The 16,792-nt window shown below is 56.9% G+C and carries 11 protein-coding genes and 1 tRNA gene; 4 read left to right on the top strand and 8 right to left on the bottom strand.

Annotated elements, in window-relative coordinates:
* Positions 1-15: 15 nt before the first annotated feature.
* Positions 16-933 (bottom strand): glycine cleavage system transcriptional regulator GcvA, encoded by a 918-nt coding sequence (gene gcvA / locus GXP72_RS18415; RefSeq protein ID WP_024909282.1) that lies wholly within the window; start codon positions 931-933, stop codon positions 16-18.
* Between the two features lie 349 nt (positions 934-1,282).
* Positions 1,283-1,510: a YgdI/YgdR family lipoprotein gene (locus tag GXP72_RS18420; RefSeq protein ID WP_008499648.1), complete on the bottom strand. Its 228-nt coding sequence runs from the start codon at positions 1,508-1,510 to the stop codon at positions 1,283-1,285.
* 192 nt (positions 1,511-1,702) lie between these two features.
* Here GXP72_RS18420 and csdA point away from each other — a divergent pair, with 192 nt between their 5' ends.
* Together csdA and csdE are read left to right on the top strand one after the other, a co-directional pair.
* Complete coding sequence (gene csdA / locus GXP72_RS18425; protein ID WP_208763239.1) at positions 1,703-2,908, top strand: cysteine desulfurase CsdA; 1,206 nt, start codon at positions 1,703-1,705, stop codon at positions 2,906-2,908.
* Positions 2,908-3,354, top strand: coding sequence for a cysteine desulfurase sulfur acceptor subunit CsdE (gene csdE / locus GXP72_RS18430; RefSeq protein ID WP_090418500.1), 447 nt, complete (start codon positions 2,908-2,910; stop codon positions 3,352-3,354). Before csdA ends, csdE begins: the two co-directional genes overlap by 1 nt.
* Here the strand turns inward: csdE and tcdA are convergent.
* Both tcdA and mltA read right to left on the bottom strand, forming a co-directional pair.
* Positions 3,345-4,151: a tRNA cyclic N6-threonylcarbamoyladenosine(37) synthase TcdA gene (tcdA, locus tag GXP72_RS18435; protein ID WP_006811804.1), complete on the bottom strand. Its 807-nt coding sequence runs from the start codon at positions 4,149-4,151 to the stop codon at positions 3,345-3,347. The two genes, csdE and tcdA, sit on opposite strands and share 10 nt — an antisense overlap.
* Before the next feature lie 75 nt (positions 4,152-4,226).
* Positions 4,227-5,324 carry a murein transglycosylase A gene (gene mltA / locus GXP72_RS18440; protein ID WP_023309035.1) on the bottom strand — a complete coding sequence of 366 codons (1,098 nt, stop codon included), beginning with the start codon at positions 5,322-5,324 and terminating at the stop codon, positions 4,227-4,229.
* Positions 5,325-5,532: 208 nt separating this feature from the next.
* On the opposite strand from mltA, the gene GXP72_RS18445 reads away from it, so the two are divergent.
* Positions 5,533-5,609: transfer RNA gene (locus tag GXP72_RS18445), tRNA-Met, on the top strand.
* A gap of 87 nt (positions 5,610-5,696) precedes the next feature.
* On the opposite strand, the gene amiC is transcribed toward GXP72_RS18445, so the two are convergent.
* Positions 5,697-6,950, bottom strand: a complete 1,254-nt coding sequence (gene amiC, locus GXP72_RS18450; RefSeq protein WP_032648118.1) for an N-acetylmuramoyl-L-alanine amidase AmiC — start codon at positions 6,948-6,950, stop codon at positions 5,697-5,699.
* Positions 6,951-7,177: 227 nt separating this feature from the next.
* Between amiC and argA the strand changes: the two genes are divergently transcribed.
* Positions 7,178-8,509, top strand: coding sequence for an amino-acid N-acetyltransferase (gene argA / locus GXP72_RS18455; protein WP_008499655.1), 1,332 nt, complete (start codon positions 7,178-7,180; stop codon positions 8,507-8,509).
* A 33-nt stretch (positions 8,510-8,542) separates the two neighbouring features.
* Here argA and recD read toward each other — a convergent pair whose 3' ends face one another.
* Genes recD through ptrA form a run of 3 tightly spaced genes read right to left on the bottom strand, consistent with a single transcriptional unit; the run spans position 8,543 to position 16,766 of the window.
* The gene (recD, locus tag GXP72_RS18460; RefSeq protein ID WP_208763240.1) at positions 8,543-10,363 is read right to left on the bottom strand and encodes an exodeoxyribonuclease V subunit alpha; all 1,821 of its coding nucleotides are present in this window, start codon (positions 10,361-10,363) and stop codon (positions 8,543-8,545) included.
* Positions 10,360-13,902 carry an exodeoxyribonuclease V subunit beta gene (gene recB, locus GXP72_RS18465; RefSeq protein WP_090418507.1) on the bottom strand — a complete coding sequence of 1,181 codons (3,543 nt, stop codon included), beginning with the start codon at positions 13,900-13,902 and terminating at the stop codon, positions 10,360-10,362. The genes recD and recB overlap by 4 nt, the downstream gene beginning before the upstream one ends.
* Positions 13,899-16,766, bottom strand: a complete 2,868-nt coding sequence (gene ptrA, locus GXP72_RS18470) for a pitrilysin (RefSeq protein ID WP_090418510.1) — start codon at positions 16,764-16,766, stop codon at positions 13,899-13,901. Before ptrA ends, recB begins: the two co-directional genes overlap by 4 nt.
* Positions 16,767-16,792: the final 26 nt, after the last annotated feature.

The raw sequence follows: 16,792 nt of genomic DNA on the forward strand, positions 1-16,792 counted from the left end.
CCCGGCACACAAACGTTATTGTTCATACCTGAAGCGGAATTTTTCTTGCTCGGTTGCCGCTTTCGCCAGTATCCACTGCCGGAAGGCGGCTATTTTACCCAGTTCTGCCTGACTGTCATGACAAACCAGATAAAACGCATTCTTGCTGACCAGTACATCATTAAAAGGGCAAACCAGGCGGCCTGCCTCAATTTCGGACTGCGCCATGACGTTGTTCGCCAAGGCCACGCCCTGCCCGTGAATGGCAGCCTGTAACACCATCGCACTGTGGCTAAAGATGGGTCCCTGCTGCACGTTTATATGAGTAAGACCTAATTGACGGGTATAAGTTTGCCAGTCGCGTCGAGAGGCATCATGCAAAAGCGTATGCTGAGCCAGGTCAGCGGGTGACTTCAGCGCCTTTTCACCTGTTAACAGCAGGGGAGAGCAGACCGGCAGGAGATATTCTGCGTATAATTTCTCAACACGCAAGCCCGGCCAGTTACCGCGACCATAAAAAATGGCAACGTCCACGTCATCCGCCAGCTTATCTTCCTGACGATCTACGGCCTGGATTCGAACGTCGATCCCCGGATAAGCTGAGTTAAAGCTTGAAAGTCTTGGCACCAGCCATTGAATGGCAAAACTGGGCAATAAACTAACGGTCAGGGCACCTTTTGCACTGCGAGCCTGCAGCTTACGCGTGGCTTCCGTAAGCTGTGAAAAAATCTCTTTAATATCCTGAAAATAGCTCTGCCCCTCTTCGGTCAACAGCAACGAACGGTTGCGTCGACGAAACAGCTTAAGGCCCAGAAAATCCTCCAGAGACTTGATTTGATGACTTACTGCGGCCTGTGTCACAAAAAGCTCATCGGCTGCGCGGGTGAAGCTCAGGTGACGTGCTGCTGCATCAAAAACACGTAATGCATTGAGGGGTGGCAATCGCTTTGACATGGTTATCTGGCTTAGATGTTAACGGATTTTAACAAACAGGAAACAACGTTTAACCTATTAGTTTTTTTTATCTGAGCCATTATAATTTGTCCGTTGAGGAACTACCAGCAAATACCTATAGTGGCGGCACTTCCTGAGCCGGAACGAAGAGCTTTTTTCGGAATGCGTGTTCTGAAGGGCTTTTGGCTTACGGTTGTGATGTTGTGTTGTTGTGTTTGCAATTGGTCTGCGATTCAGACCACGGTAGCAACGCTACCAATTTTTCACTTCCTGTACATTTACCCTGTCTGTCCATAGTGATTAATGTAGCACCGCCAATTTGCGGTGCTTTTTTTTCGCCTGCGATCTGTTAATGCTCGATCTCTTTCATCTCTTTCACGTCCGTGCGGTTGATCTGCTGCTTGTTCCCGTTAGCATCTTTGTATGAAATCATCCCGGTATCGTTATCAGTAGTCGGTTTCCCTTCCGATACGATAGAACGACCATCGTTGGTGTGCATCACGTAGTTGTTACCGGAACACGCGCTCAGGGCAAAAGTAAACGCACAGGCAGAAATGATTGCAGCTGTCTTATTCATGATTATTCTCCTTTAGCAATTAATGCTATTCAAACCTCGATTTATAACAGGCTAAAACATCCGCCTAACACTATTTAGCATAACCTGCTTTTTTAGGGTCATCAGGATAAGCAGACAATTCTGATAGATATCAACCTCCTTGCCCTGCCGCTGAAATTGCGCGACGATCGCTATATTGAAATGAGGAATCCCATGAACGCTTTCAGCCCTGCGCAGTTCCGCGCACAGTTTCCGGCCCTGGCCGATGCCGGTATTTATCTGGACAGCGCCGCCACCGCCCTTAAGCCACAGGCGGTGATTGAGGCCACGCAGCAGTTCTACAGCCTGAGCGCCGGGAACGTGCATCGCAGCCAGTTTGCCGAAGCGCAGCGTTTAACCGCGCGCTATGAAGCGGCACGCGATCAGGTCGCACACCTGATCAATGCCGAAAGCGGGAAAAACATCGTCTGGACGCGCGGTACGACCGAGGCCATCAACATGGTGGCCCAGTGCTACGCGCGCCCGCTGCTTCAGCCGGGCGATGAGATCGTCGTTAGCGAGGCGGAACATCACGCCAACCTGGTGCCGTGGCTGATGGTGGCCGAGCAAACGGGTGCACGCGTGGTGAAGCTTCCACTGGGTGCAGACCTTCTGCCCGATGTGACCCGTCTCCCCGAGCTGATTACCTCCCGCAGCCGTATTCTGGCGCTCGGACAGATGTCGAACGTCACGGGAGGCTGCCCGGACCTGGCTCAGGCCATTCGCATAGCCCATGCCAGCGGGATGGTGGTAATGGTCGACGGCGCGCAGGGCGTGGTGCACTTCCCCGCTGATGTGCAGGCGCTTGATATCGACTTCTATGCCTTCTCAGGACATAAGCTCTACGGGCCAACCGGTATAGGGGCGTTATATGGCAAGCCAGATCTGCTGGCAAAAATGACGCCGTGGCTCGGTGGCGGCAAAATGATTACCGAAGTGTCGTTCGATGGCTTCAAAACTCAGGATGTTCCCTATCGTCTGGAAGCCGGTACGCCGAACGTGGCGGGGGTGATTGGCTTAAGCGCGGCGCTAGAGTGGCTGGCAGAAACCGACATTGTCCAGGCTGAAAGCTGGAGCCGGGGACTGGCGACGCTGGCAGAGGAAGAACTCAAAAAGCGCCCGGGTTTCCGCTCGTTCCGCGTTCAGGACTCCAGCCTGCTCGCCTTTGATTTTGCGGGCGTTCATCATAGCGACATGGTGACGCTGCTGGCCGGATATGGCATTGCCCTGCGTGCCGGACAGCACTGCGCCCAGCCGCTGCTGGCGGCGCTCGGCGTTAACGGTACGCTGCGCGCCTCGTTTGCGCCGTATAATACCCAAAGCGATGTCGACGCGCTGGTTGCCGCCGTTGACCGCGCCCTTGAAATACTGGTGGATTAATGACTAGCGCTGCTTTAGCCGGACATCCGTTTGGCACGGTCATCACAGAAGAGACCTTAAAACAGACCTTCGCCCCGCTCCAACAGTGGGAAGATAAATATCGTCAGCTGATCCTGCTGGGTAAACAGCTTCCTGCGCTTTCAGACGATCTCAAAGCGCAGGCGAAAGAGATCGCAGGCTGTGAAAACCGCGTCTGGCTGGGCGTGACCGTCTCCGGCGAGAAGCTGCACTTCTTCGGCGACAGCGAAGGCCGCATTGTCCGGGGCCTGTTGGCCGTATTGTTGACCGCTGTGGAAGGGAAAAGCGCGGCGGAACTGCTGGCACATTCGCCGCTGGCGTTATTTGATGAGCTTGGGCTGCGCGCGCAGCTCAGCGCCTCGCGCGGTCAGGGGTTGATCGCGCTCAGCGACGCGGTACTGGATGCCGCACGTCAGGCTCAGGCCTGACGTTCCGCCTTCGCCATCATTTTCTTAAGGGCGTGAGACACCGCCACAAAGCCGAAGGAGGCGGTCACCATGGTGGCCGCGCCAAAGCCTGAGGCACAATCCATTCTCTTTGGCCCTTCCGCCGTGCTTTTCATCGCACACACGGAACCGTCCGCCTGCGGGTAGACCAGCGCTTCGGTCGAGAACACGCAGTCGACGCCCAGCTTGCCTTTGCTGTTCTTCACCACGTTAAAGTCGCTCTTCAGGCGCTCACGCAGCTTGGCAGCCAGCGGATCTTGGATCGTTTTCGCCAGATCGGCCACCTGGATCTGCGTCGGATCGATTTGCCCGCCCGCGCCGCCCGTCGTGACCAGCGGCACCTTGTAGCGGCGGCAGTATGCGATCAGCGCGGCTTTTGGCCGCACGCTGTCGATGGCGTCAATCACATAGCTGTAGCCTTTACTCATATACTCCGCGACGTTATCTGCCGTCACAAAGTCGTCGATCACCGTCACGCGGCACTCCGGGTTGATCAAACGGATGCGCTCCGCCATGACCTCAGACTTCGCCAGGCCGACGTTATCACGCAGAGCGTGGATTTGACGGTTGGTGTTGGTGACGCACACGTCATCCATATCAATCAGCGTGATTGCGCCAATACCGGTTCTCGCCAGCGCTTCTGCCGCCCACGATCCCACACCACCAATGCCCACGACGCAGACATGCGCATCCGCAAACAGCTGCAGGGCTTTTTCACCATATAAACGTGCCGTCCCGCCAAAACGCTGGCGCCAGGCGTCGCTGATTACCACAGACATAAAACCTCAGATGTAAAAAGGGTGAGGTTTTCCTCACCCTGAACAGTAATCCGTATTGCGCTCAGAATACCACAATCAGCCGCTGAATACGTTTCCAGCGCCCGGCGCCGCCTTCAGTACCCACACGCGTCCGTAGTGGTTATACCAGCCCGCGCGGTGGCCAGCGTCAGGGCCAATGCCCTGATAGATATCGAAGTGCTGGCCTTTGATCGCCCCGCCGACGTCCAGCGCCACCATCAGACGCAGCTCATACTGGCCGTTGAACTTGCCGTTGTTGTCCAGCAGAGGAACTTCAGCCAGCAGCGTGGTACCTGCAGGAATAATCGAGCGATCCGATGCTACCGACGCGCGGCCAATCAGCGGAACGGCACTCGCCCCTTTCACCGGGGCGAAGTTTTGCGGTTTGAAGAAGACGAACGACGGGTTCTGCTCCAGCAGCTCACGCACCTCGGCTTCGCTGTGTTTCTCGCCCCACTCGCGGATCGCCTGCATCGACATGTCTTCTTTCTTCACTTCGCCACGGTCGATCAGCACCTTGCCAATACTGCGATAGGCGTGGCCGTTTTTACCGGAATAGCTAAAGAAGTTAAGCGGTGAACCGTCGCCAAAATCAATGTAGCCGCTGCCCTGAACGTCCATGATGAAGTTATCCATCAGGGAGTTGCTGTAGGCCAGAACGTAGTTTTCGCTCAGCGCACCGGCGTAGATCTCAGCGCGAGACGGCAGACGACCGCGTTTTGGCGGCATACGGTAGATAGGATACTGGAACTCGCCCTGACGCGAGTGTCGTGCCTGGATAACCGGGGTGTAATAGCCGGTAAACTGAACGTTGCCGTAGTTATCGGCCCCTTCCATCTGCCAGGCGTCGATACCAAACTGGCGCATGTTGCGCGTATCGCCGCCTGCTTTCAGCCAGTCCTGGACCGCGTTATACACGCTACTCTGGGTGCCATACAGACGCGGCGACGCGTTGCGGATCTGGTAGACCTGCTCGGAGAAATCACCGGCATTAATCGGTGCGCCGACCGCATCAGGCTGATTAACTAAAGAGAAAGGCTGGGATAACTTCCCGTCTTTATACTGTTGACCGCGATCGGTCGGTTTGGAAGAACAGGCCGCAAGAATCGCTACCATTGCGCCCGCCATCAGATACTTCGCCCAACGTCCTTTCATTATATCTCGTCTTTAAGTTGCCCATTTCCGCGTGATGAAGATAACAAACCGCCAGGGCTAATGAAATGCGATCGCATGCCCTTTGGCAAATTTTGCGCAAAAAGTAGTCCAAACAACGCCATGTCGTTCAATTTGCATACAAAATCATGATAAATGTGAAAAAGGGGTTGCATCACAAACCTATCCGAGTATAGTGCGCATCCACGGACGCGGGGTGGAGCAGCCTGGTAGCTCGTCGGGCTCATAACCCGAAGGTCGTCGGTTCAAATCCGGCCCCCGCAACCAACACTTCTAAAACAATAAACACCCTTAAGGGTGTTTTTTTGTATCTGTCGTTTGTGAATTTGCCGGGTGTGAACCCGGCCAAAAGATCTACCCGCGCCGCGCCAGCGTCGCCCCGTCAGAGAAATACGCACGAATCCCTGCAAGAATCGACTCCGCAACCTCCTGCTGGAATTTTGCCGTCTTGAGCTTACGCTCCTCTTCCACGTTACTGATAAACGCGGTTTCTACCAGAATGGACGGGATATCCGGCGCCTTGAGTACCGCAAACCCGGCCTGTTCAACGCTGTTTTTATGCAGCTTATTGATGTTGCCCAGCTTGCCCAGCACCGCTTTACCAAACTTCAGGCTGTCGTTAATGGTCAGCGACTGCACCATATCAAACATGGTGTGGTCGACGTAGCGATCGCCGCTTTTACCCACGCCACCAATCAGGTCAGAGGCGTTCTGGGTGTCCGCAAGGTATCTCGCGGCGGTACTGGTCGCGCCTTTGGTCGAGAGCGCAAACACCGACGAGCCGCTTGGCTGACGGCTGGTAAACGCATCCGCATGGATCGACACGAACAAATCGGCACGCTGCTTCTGCGCTTTCGCCACCCGGACCTTCAGCGGAATGAAGACGTCCTCATTACGCGTCATATAGGCGCGCATATTGCCTTCTTTATCAATCAACGCTTTCAGGCGGCGCGCAATTTGCAGCACCACGTCTTTTTCACGCGTACGGTATTTCCCCACCGCGCCAGAGTCTTCGCCACCGTGGCCTGGATCGAGCATGATCACAATCGGACGATCGCGCCCTGCTTTCCCCGGCTGCGGACCGCTTTGCGCAGGGGGCACCTGACGCTCCAAATCGCCCTTGTTGTAATCCTCCAGCAGGGCAAGAAGCGGATCCTGAATATCCGTCGCATTGGCCGGGTAGAGATCCATCACCAGGCGCTCTTTGAAGGTCGCAACAGGCGCCAGGGCAAATAGCTGCGGCTTAACGTTCTGCTTCAGTTCAAACACCATGCGCACGGTTTGCGGATCAAACTGCCCGACGCGCGCCGATTTAATAAACGGATCGTCACCGCGGATCTGCGCCGCCATTCCTTTCAGCACGGAGTTGAGGTTAACGCCTTCGAGATCCACCACCACACGCTCCGGGTTGCTGAGGGCAAATTGCTTATATTTCAGCACGCGATTGGATTCGACCGTCACGCGCGTATAGGTCGACGATGGCCAGACGCGCACCGCCACGACCTGGCTGGTGGCGGCAAGACCGACCTGACTGACGCTAAGCAACCACATTGCCCCGGCCCCTTTTAACAAACGGCGGCGGCTTATTGCTGAATTGGATCCCGACATGCTTCTCCCGAGCAAGAACACTGACTGATACACAAAATGTCCAGATTGACCGAAAACTTTAACGAATGACGCATAAACTGTCATCTATAAAAGGGTAAACAATCATACGCTAACGCACGGATTACTTACCAATTTCTGTGGGTCGCGGAAAATTTGCGCTTGCACACGCGACCACAATCGAATAAAAATACAGAAATTACGAATAAACATTCATTAAGGGTTGTGCCATGGTGAAGGAACGTAGAACCGAACTGGTCCAGGGATTCCGCCATTCTGTTCCCTATATCAACGCCCATCGGGGAAAAACGTTTGTCATCATGCTTGGCGGCGAAGCCATTGAGCATGAAAATTTTTCCAGCATCGTCAATGACATTGGCCTGCTGCACAGCCTGGGGATCCGCCTGGTGGTGGTGTATGGCGCGCGTCCGCAGATCGACGCCAACCTGGCCGCTCACCACCACGAGCCGATTTACCACAAACATACCCGCGTCACCGATGCCAAAACCCTGGAGCTGGTGAAACAGGCGGCGGGTCTGCTGCAGCTGGATATTACCGCTCGCCTGTCCATGAGCCTGAACAACACGCCGCTGCAGGGGGCGCATATCAACGTCGTGAGCGGCAACTTTATCATTGCCCAGCCGCTTGGCGTGGACGATGGCGTGGATTACTGTCACAGCGGCCGTATTCGTCGTATTGATGAAGAAGCCATTCATCGCCAGCTGGACAGCGGTGCCATCGTGCTGATGGGCCCGGTCGCCGTTTCCGTGACCGGCGAAAGCTTTAACCTGACGTCTGAAGAGATTGCCACGCAGCTGGCGATCAAGCTGAAGGCGGAAAAAATGATTGGGTTCTGCTCCTCCCAGGGCGTGGTGAACGATGAAGGAACAATCGTGCCGGAACTCTTCCCGAACGAAGCCCAGGCCCGCGTGGAGGCGCTGGAAGCCGAAGGCGATTACCACTCCGGCACCGTCCGCTTCCTGCGTGGCGCCGTGAAGGCCTGCCGCAGCGGTGTGCGCCGCAGCCACCTGATCAGCTATCAGGAAGACGGGGCATTGCTGCAGGAGCTGTTCTCCCGCGACGGTATTGGTACGCAGATTGTGATGGAGAGTGCGGAGCAGATCCGCCGCGCCACCATCAACGATATCGGCGGCATTCTGGAACTGATCCGCCCGCTGGAACAGCAGGGTATTCTGGTGCGTCGCTCACGCGAACAGCTGGAGATGGAGATCGACAAATTCACCATTATTCAGCGCGATAACCTGACTATTGCCTGCGCCGCGCTCTATCCGTTCCCGGAAGAGAAGATCGGTGAAATGGCCTGCGTGGCGGTGCATCCTGATTACCGCAGCTCTTCTCGCGGTGAAATGCTGCTTGAGCGCGTGGCGGCACAGGCGCGCCAGATGGGGCTGAGCAAGCTGTTCGTCCTGACGACGCGCAGCATTCACTGGTTCCAGGAGCGCGGGTTCACGCCGGTGGATATCGATTCTCTGCCGGAAACGAAGAAAGAGATGTACAACTATCAGCGCCGCTCAAAAGTGCTGATGGCTGACCTGGGATAATACGACGCCCTCACCGTCCGGCGAGGGCTTCGTTCAGAGGGACTCAAATATCGCGCCCAGCCCGCTTCGACGTTCCGTACGGGTGGCAATCGCCTGCACCAGCACGCATTCATCGGTATACAGCGACAGGCGCTGACGCGCACGCGTTATGGCGGTATAGATCAGCTCTCGGGTAATGACGGGGGAAAGCTGCGTGGGCAGGATCAGCGCCGCGTGGTTAAATTCGGAGCCCTGGGATTTATGCACCGTCATCGCCCAGGCGGTTTCATGCTCGGGCAAACGGCTGGGCTGGAAAGACTTCACGCTCCCGTCCGGCATCTGGAACCAGACGCGCAGTCCCTGACCGCAGTCGAGCGCAATCCCGATATCCCCGTTAAACAATCCCAGCGCGCTGTCGTTACGGGAGATCATCACCGGTCGCCCTTCATACCAGCGCGAGTGCGGGGTACGGTTAATTTTGCGTTTTTGCGCCAGCAGCTGTTCCAGCCTGTCGTTAAGACCCCGGACACCAAAGGGGCCTTCCCTCAGCGCACAGAGCAACTGATATTCGCCAAACGCGGCAATGACCTGCTCCGGCGTACTTTGCTGTTGTACGTCCGTCAGAAAGCGCTGGTACCCCTGCAGGGCGTCGTCAAGCATCGCCTGATACTCTTCCGCGCTTTGCAGCGATTTTTTCTCAATATCCGTAAAGGTTCCGTCAAATACCGCCGTGGTGGCGCGCCGGTCGCCCCGGTTCACCGCTGCCGCAAGCTGGCCGATGCCGGAGTCGCTGCCGAAACGGTAGCTTTTTTGCAGCAGACACAGGCTGTCGCGCAGCGCCCCTGCTAGCGAATGATTTTCAGAGGTGAGCGAGCATCCGGTGAGACGGGCTAACTCCTGAGCGCGTTCAGCGGTATATCCCAGGCTGGCATAGGTACAGATATCACCCAGTACCGCCCCCGCCTCAACGGAGGCAAGCTGGTCACGATCGCCGAGGAAAATGACGCGCGCGTGCGGCGGGAGCGCATCGATCAAACGCGACATCATCGTCAGGTCAATCATTGAGGCTTCATCCACCACCAGCACGTCAAGGTGCAGCGGATTACCGGCATGATAGCGCAGACGCTGGCTACCCGGCTGTGCGCCAAGCAAACGGTGCAGCGTGCTGGCTTCATTAGGGAAAAGCGCAAGCTGCTCCCCGGTTAGCGGCAGCTTTTGCAGCGCGCCGCCTAACGACTCCGTCAGACGTGCCGCCGCTTTACCGGTGGGGGCCGCCAGGCGAATACGGCACTTTTGCTCACCCGATAACTGAATCAACGCGGCAAGCAGTTTTGCCACGGTGGTCGTTTTCCCGGTACCCGGGCCGCCAGAAATCACTGAGATCCGTCGCGTTAAGGCTACGGCAGCCGCCACTTTCTGCCAGTCTGTCTCGTCGTCAGAGGTAAACAGCGCATCCAGCGTTTGCCGGAGCTGTGCTTCATCGCAGGGAAGCGGGGCGTTGGTCTCGCTGAAAAAGCGCGCTACCGTCAGTTCGTTACGCCAGAGCCGGTTAAGATACAAACGCTCGCCGACCAGGATCATCGGCGTCCCGGTATCGGCTCCGCTCACGGCAGGCGAGCCGAGTAATATCGCCTGCCAGTCCACTGCGTCACCCAGCAGCGCGAAGCACGCCTGTAAAACCGGAGGCATCTTCTCATCCACCGCCAGACGCGACAGCGGCAGACACACGTGCCCCTCCCCCGCGTCTTTGCTCATAATGGCGGCGGCAAGCATGACGGCAGGCTCCTCACCTGCCACCATCATGGCGAACTGCACATCCAGGTGGCGCAGTAATCGTTGTTCTACCGCGTCCAGCAGTAGTGCCTGCATCGTCATGCCACCTCCTCCGTGCCTGCAGCAAACAGGTTATCCATTTTTTCAATCAGTTCCGCAGCCGGACGCGTGCTAAAGACGCCGGAACGCGGGTCGTTAGCATCCACTCCGCGCAGGAACAGGTAAATTACGCCGCCAAAATGCGCTTCGTAGCGGTAATCAGCCATGCGATGGCGCAGGTAACGGTGCAGCGCCAGGGTATAAAGCTGGTACTGCAGATCGTAGCGATGCATCTGCATGGCCGCGGCCATCGCGTCTTGCGTGTAGGCTTCGCTGCTTTCACCCAGCCAGTTCGATTTGTAATCCAGCAGGTAGTAGCGCCCTTCGTGGCGGAAAACCAGGTCGATAAAACCTTTGAGCATCCCCTGCACCTGGCGGAAGTTCAGCGGCGGGCACCCGGCGGATAACGGATCGTACTCGCGGATCACCGCATCAAGCGCCTCAGCCCTGAGCGGGCTGGCGATGGGGAGATAAAACTCCATCTCCACCTGCTTATCTTTGGTAGTCAACTGGCTAAGCGAGATCCCCTGCGCGGTGAGCGGAGCATGCAGAACCGCGCGGATCCAGTCGGTGAGAACCGGCTGCCAATGCGCGTCGTAACCACCGCTCTGTAACATCTTCAGCACCCACTCTTCGGAAACCGGCTGGGTAAAATCCAGCTCTTCAAACAGGCTGTGCAAAAACGTGCCTGGAGAAGCGCCGCGCGGGAACTGGTGCGGCGTGAGCACCGGCTCAGCGGGTACGCTACCGGCCCCCGCGGCATCCACGTCCAGTTTTGGCATCAGATCCTGAGCGATACTCTGCCCGTGCTGTTGTAAACCGGAGTAGCTGGTGACGCGCCAGTCGTCGGCTATCGTACGCACAACCTGGCGGGCATGGAGCGCAGAATCACGCAGCTCCGGCATCTGCCAGCGGCTGTTGTCGGGCAGCGAAGGAATATGCAGGGCAACATGCTCAGAGCAAAGGGATTCGATGCACTGGCGCAGGCCAGCCGCGTCTTTGGGTTCACCCTGCTGAATAAGCCGCCCCAGCGCGCTCAGATGAAAATCGCTCTCCCCGCTCTTTTCGCCCCGACGCCGGAACAGAGGCGCAACGCCCAGGCTGCAGTGCCAGATCGAACGGGTCAGCGCCACGTAGAGCAGGCGCAAATCTTCCGCCAGACGTTCAGCCTCTGCCAGCTCAACGCTGGACTCCGCGTTGCTGAGATCGAGCACCGCCTCAAACGATTCGCGATCGTGGTAAAAAGCCTGATCCTGCACGCGGTAATTGGCGATAAACGGCAGCCAGACCAGCGGATATTCCAGGCCTTTCGATTTGTGAATGGTGACGATCTGCACCAGATGTTTATCACTCTCGAGGCGCATCTGCTGGCTGGACGAATTGCTGTTCGGATCGGCAATCTGCTGCGCCAGCCAGCGCACCAGAGCGTGCTCGCTCTCCAGCTGCGTACCCGCTTCCTGCAACAGTTCGCTGATATGTAAAATATCGGTTAAACGGCGCTCGCCGCCTGCTGTCGCCAGCATATTCTCCGCAATGTGGCGCTGCGCCATGAGCTCGCGCACCATCGCCATTACCCCGCGCTTCTGCCATTTTTCGCGGTAGCGAACAAACTCTTCGACCACGGCATCCCATGCGGCTTCGTCATTGTTGAGCGCATCAATATCCCGCGCGTTCAGCCCGAGCATCGCGCTCGCCAGTGCGCTGCGCAGCGTGCTTTCCCGCTCCGGGGCCAGCACGGCCTGCAGCAGCCATAGCATCTCCTGCGCTTCCAGCGTTTCAAAGACGCTGTCGCGGTTTGAGAGATAGACGGAGGGGATATTCAGTAACGTCAGGGCGTCGCGGATGAGTGCGGCCTCCTGACGGCTACGCACCAGTACCGTAATATCCGATGCCTTTACCGGGGTGGGGTTATCCCCCTTCCACAGCAGCGCGTCACCGCGCGCGCCCGCACTGAGCCAGTCACGGATTTGCGCGGCACAGTGCTGGGCCATGGCATTTTGATAGTCGGCAACGCCGCAGCCTTCCCCATCCAGCAGCCAGAAGTTCATGGCAGGCTGCGTCTCGCCGTTGAACTCGAAGCGCAACGAGGCATTTTTCTCAGCAAACTTTACCGGCTGAAACTGGATCTCCCGGAACATAAACGCCGTATCCATGCGGCTGAAGAGCCCGTTGACGCTTTCCACCATGCCGGGAGAGGAGCGCCAGTTGGTATCGAGCGTGTAGTGCGCGTCAACCTCACTGCGGGCTTTCATGTAGGTGAAAATATCCGCACCGCGGAAGGCGTAGATAGCCTGTTTCGGATCGCCGATTAACAGCAGCGCGGTGTCGGGCTGCTGGCGCCAGATACGGCGGAAAATGCGGTACTGCTGCGGGTCGGTATCCTGAAATTCGTCGATCATCGCCACCGGGAAACGGGTGCGGATCGCGGCGGCAAGCGCTTCACCGTTTTCACTGCACAGCGCCGCATCAAGGCGGCTCAGCATATCGTCGAAACCCAGTTCACCCCGGCGGCGTTTCTCACGCGCGACGGCTTCGCGAATTTCCGTCATGGCGCGGGTAATCATCAGATCGTTGAGCGTTAAGGGCTCCGCCAGCAGGGATTCAATCGCCACAAACAGGGGATGCTCAGGGACAATGCCGTCGGCTTTGGTCCGCTCAACCAGGAAACGTTGGGAGAATTTCTCCAGCGCGTCCGGGAGCTGGTAGCCTCGCGTCTCTTCCTGCGCCCAGGCGCCGATCTTGTCGATCCATTTCCCCTGATTGCCACGGTTAAACTTGCGTCGGTCAATCCCGGAATTTTCGATGATTGCGTCAATCTCGCCAACGGACTCAAGCCATTTTTGCTTGATGTCGGCAATCTGCGCGATGATTTTTTCATGCCGTGAGGCCAGCGTTTCATCTGCCGGCGGCGGGGATTTGATGACTGGCGCTTCCCCCTGCAGATAACGATCGATAGCGCGCAGCAGCGCCTCCGGGCCCTTCCACAACGCGTGTACGGCTTCGGCGATATCGCGCGGTAACGGGTAGCAATGGCGACGCCAGAAATCCGCGCAGGCCTGATAGCGAAGCACGGATTCATCTTCAATAAGCTGCTGTTCGAACAGCATGCCGGATTCAAACGCATTCAGGCTCAGCATGCGCTGGCAAAAACCGTGAATGGTGAAGACGGACGCTTCATCCATCTGCCGTTCGGCGAGGAGCAGCCACTGTGCTGCCTGTTGCTTATCGGCAATCTCTTCCAGAAGGCTCGCGTAGAGAGGGTTATCCGTGCTCTGACGCAGACAGGCGATGCGTAGCTCGTGGATATTGGTACGAATACGGCCCCGCAGCTCAGCGGTAGCAGCCTCGGTGAAGGTCACCACCAGCAGCTCTTCCACGCTCAAAGGGCGTGGAAAAGCGGCGTTGCCGCCAAGCCCCAGCAGCAGACGCAGATAGAGGGCGGCGATGGTGAAGGTTTTTCCCGTTCCCGCTGAGGCTTCAATCAATCGTTCACCCTGCAGAGGTAAACGTAAGGGATCAAGGGTCTCAGCGGTATCGGTCATTCTTTCTTACTCCAGGGCATAGATTGCTGCAGCGCGCTGACGCTTTTCCAGACTTTCCAGCCTTTCGGGTTCACGTACTCCGTTTTCCCGTTCTGGCTACCGGAAACCTGGGACAGGATGGTGATACCCTGCGGCTTAATGACCGCCTGATGGAAGAAGTCGGCAACCTTCTGCGGCGTCAGCTGTTTTATCTCGGCCACTACTTTATCACGCGAATCAAAATTCAGATTACCGCGATCGAAATCTTTGCTCAGCTGCGAGGCTTCTTCACCCAGCGTCTGCGGCGGCTGCATCACCTGCGCGATGACGGCCTGCTGGATCTGAGCAAACTCTTCCGGCTTCATCGTGCGCAGCTTTGCTTCCACCTGAGGGAAGAAGGCCTGGTAACGCTGCCAGAGATACGCCGGCTGTTTGTCGCTGCTTTGCAGCAGGAAGCCCAGCCCCCACTGTCGGCCGACGTTCATGGAGAAGGCAAATACCGCGTAGCCAAGCTGCTCTTCTGTGCGTAACTGGTTATAGAACCACGGCTGAATAATTTGTCCCAGCACGGCGCTCTGCGCTGAGCTGGCGAATTCATCATACCCCGTTGGCACAAAGACCGCGGCCAGCGCGGAATCCGTGCTGTTACCCGTCTTTTCAAAAATCACATTCTGCTTTTTCTCAACCAGCACGTCCTGGTTGCGGCACCACTCGTCGCCTTTCGAACCGAGCTGAGTGCGCACATTCTCCGCCAGGGTTTTGGCCTGATCCTCACTCATGTTGCCGACGATCAGGAACTCCGGGCGCGTGTTGGTTTTCAGCGCGTCACGGTACGCCAGCACGTCTTTTAAGGAGATCGAAGGCAGCAGCGCGCGGCGGTCTTCTCGCTGGAAATAAGGAACCTGCGACAGCATTTGCGCCGGCATAAGCGCCAGATCGTAAGCTTTGCCCTTCTCGGCAGAATCCATCATCTGGGCGTACCACGATTTGGCCTGCTCAAGCTGCTCTTCCGTCGGCGTGTAGCTGAAATACCCTTCCAGCAGTGCCTGGAACAACTGAGGCAAACGCTGGGTATAGCCGTTTGCATTGAGCATCAAACCGTTGTTGGCGTTGGTGGAAAAGCTGATGCCGCCCACGGCCGCCTGGTTGCTGAGCTGATCGAGCGCAATCCCGGCGAGATAGTCATTGAGCGCGAACATCACCTGATTTTTGGCGCTGTTCATCGCTTTCGGGTTACGCAGCACCACGCTGACATCGGCCTTTGGCTCGCTGGCGAAATAGCGGCTTGGGGTATACACGACGCGCAGCGTTGGCTCATCAATGATCAGCGCCGGGTGCGGGTAATCTTTAGTCGTTTTGGTCAGCGAGAAGTCATCCGGAATATAGGGGTTCAGCTCCGGCAGCTTCAACGCAATCTCCCCGGCCTTTTTCTGCCAGTCGGCGAAGGTCTGTGCGCTGATTTTATCTACCTGATAAGGGGCATCGACAAAGTACGCCGTCTTGTTATGCGGTTCGTTCGGGCTGATGTACCAGATGCGGGCATTCTCCGGCGTCATCATCGCCAGGCGAGCTTTTACCGCCCCGGCATCATACCGGTCGGCAATATTGACCGCATCGAGGGTATGTTCCACCGGCACGCGGATCATGGTATCCGCCAGCCACTCAACGTAATCCATGTCGCGGGTGATGGACGGGTAGCGGAAATCGAGATCCAGCACGTGGGCAAGTTCATCAAAATAGCGCTTATCGACGCCTTTCTCGCGCAGTAAAGCGAGGTAGCTGAAGATAGCCGCCACGACTTCATCACGGTTGGCCTGTCCTTTGTCGGTCAGGGTGGCGGAGATCGCCAGCACGCCGCTATTGCCGTTCACAACCGGATCGGAGTCGGCGCGAATGCCTTCCACCAGCCCCTGTTTTTGCAGCCAGTCAGACAGCGTACCCGGGCTACGGTTACCTATCAGGTAGGTGACCAGCTCATCGGTTTTACTGCGGAACTGTGCGGTGTTGTTATCGATGCGGAATTCCACGCGCAGCACTTTGCGCGGCAGCGCCGGCACGTAGTGGATAACGATGCCTTTTTGCGCGTCCGTAACCACCGGGACGTTTATTTGCGGCAGGTCGATATTTTTATTCGGCACCCGGCCAAACGTTTTAGCCGCCATGTCTGCCAGCTCCGGCAACGGTTTATTGCTGTAGATGACCGCTTTCATCAGGTTGGCGGAGTAGTATTTATCGCGAAACGTGTGCAGGGCATCCAGCACCGGGCTGTTCGGTTTGTCGCTTAACGTCTCAAGGTTACCGCCGGAGAAACGCGAACCCGGGTGTGCAGGGTTGATGGTTTCGGCACTGACCTGGGCCATGCGCATACCGTCTCGCGTGCGGGCCATGGTCAGCTCGGCATTCACCGCATTGCGTTCACGATCGGCATATTTTTTATCCAGCAACGGCGCGGCGATGGAATCAGCAAGGCGATCGACCGCCCCTTCCAGCGCATCATTTTCGACTTCAAGATAAAAGGCCGTGCGGTACGGTGCCGTGCTGGCATTGTGGCTGCCGCCATGCATTTTCAGAAATTCGGACAGGCTATCTGGCTGCGGGTATTTTTTTGACCCCATCAGCGTCATATGTTCCAGATAGTGTGCAAGCCCAGGATGAGCGTCAGGATCTTCCAGCGATCCAACCGGCACCACTAATGCCGAAAGGGATTTCACCGCCTGCGGATCGGAAACCAGCAGTACGGTCATGCCGTTATCAAGACGAATAGCCTGATATTGACGGGTATCTTTTTCGCTTTTACGAATAGTTTCCTGAACGGGTTGCCAACCGGAGTCTGCCTGAGTGACGGGTACCCAGAGGGCGAAAAACAAAACAAACGCTTTAAACAAGGTGCTACCTCTTTATCACGGCTACA

It is taken from the genome of Enterobacter sp. SES19, from assembly GCF_011765665.1.
Lineage (GTDB): Bacteria > Pseudomonadota > Gammaproteobacteria > Enterobacterales > Enterobacteriaceae > Enterobacter > Enterobacter pseudoroggenkampii.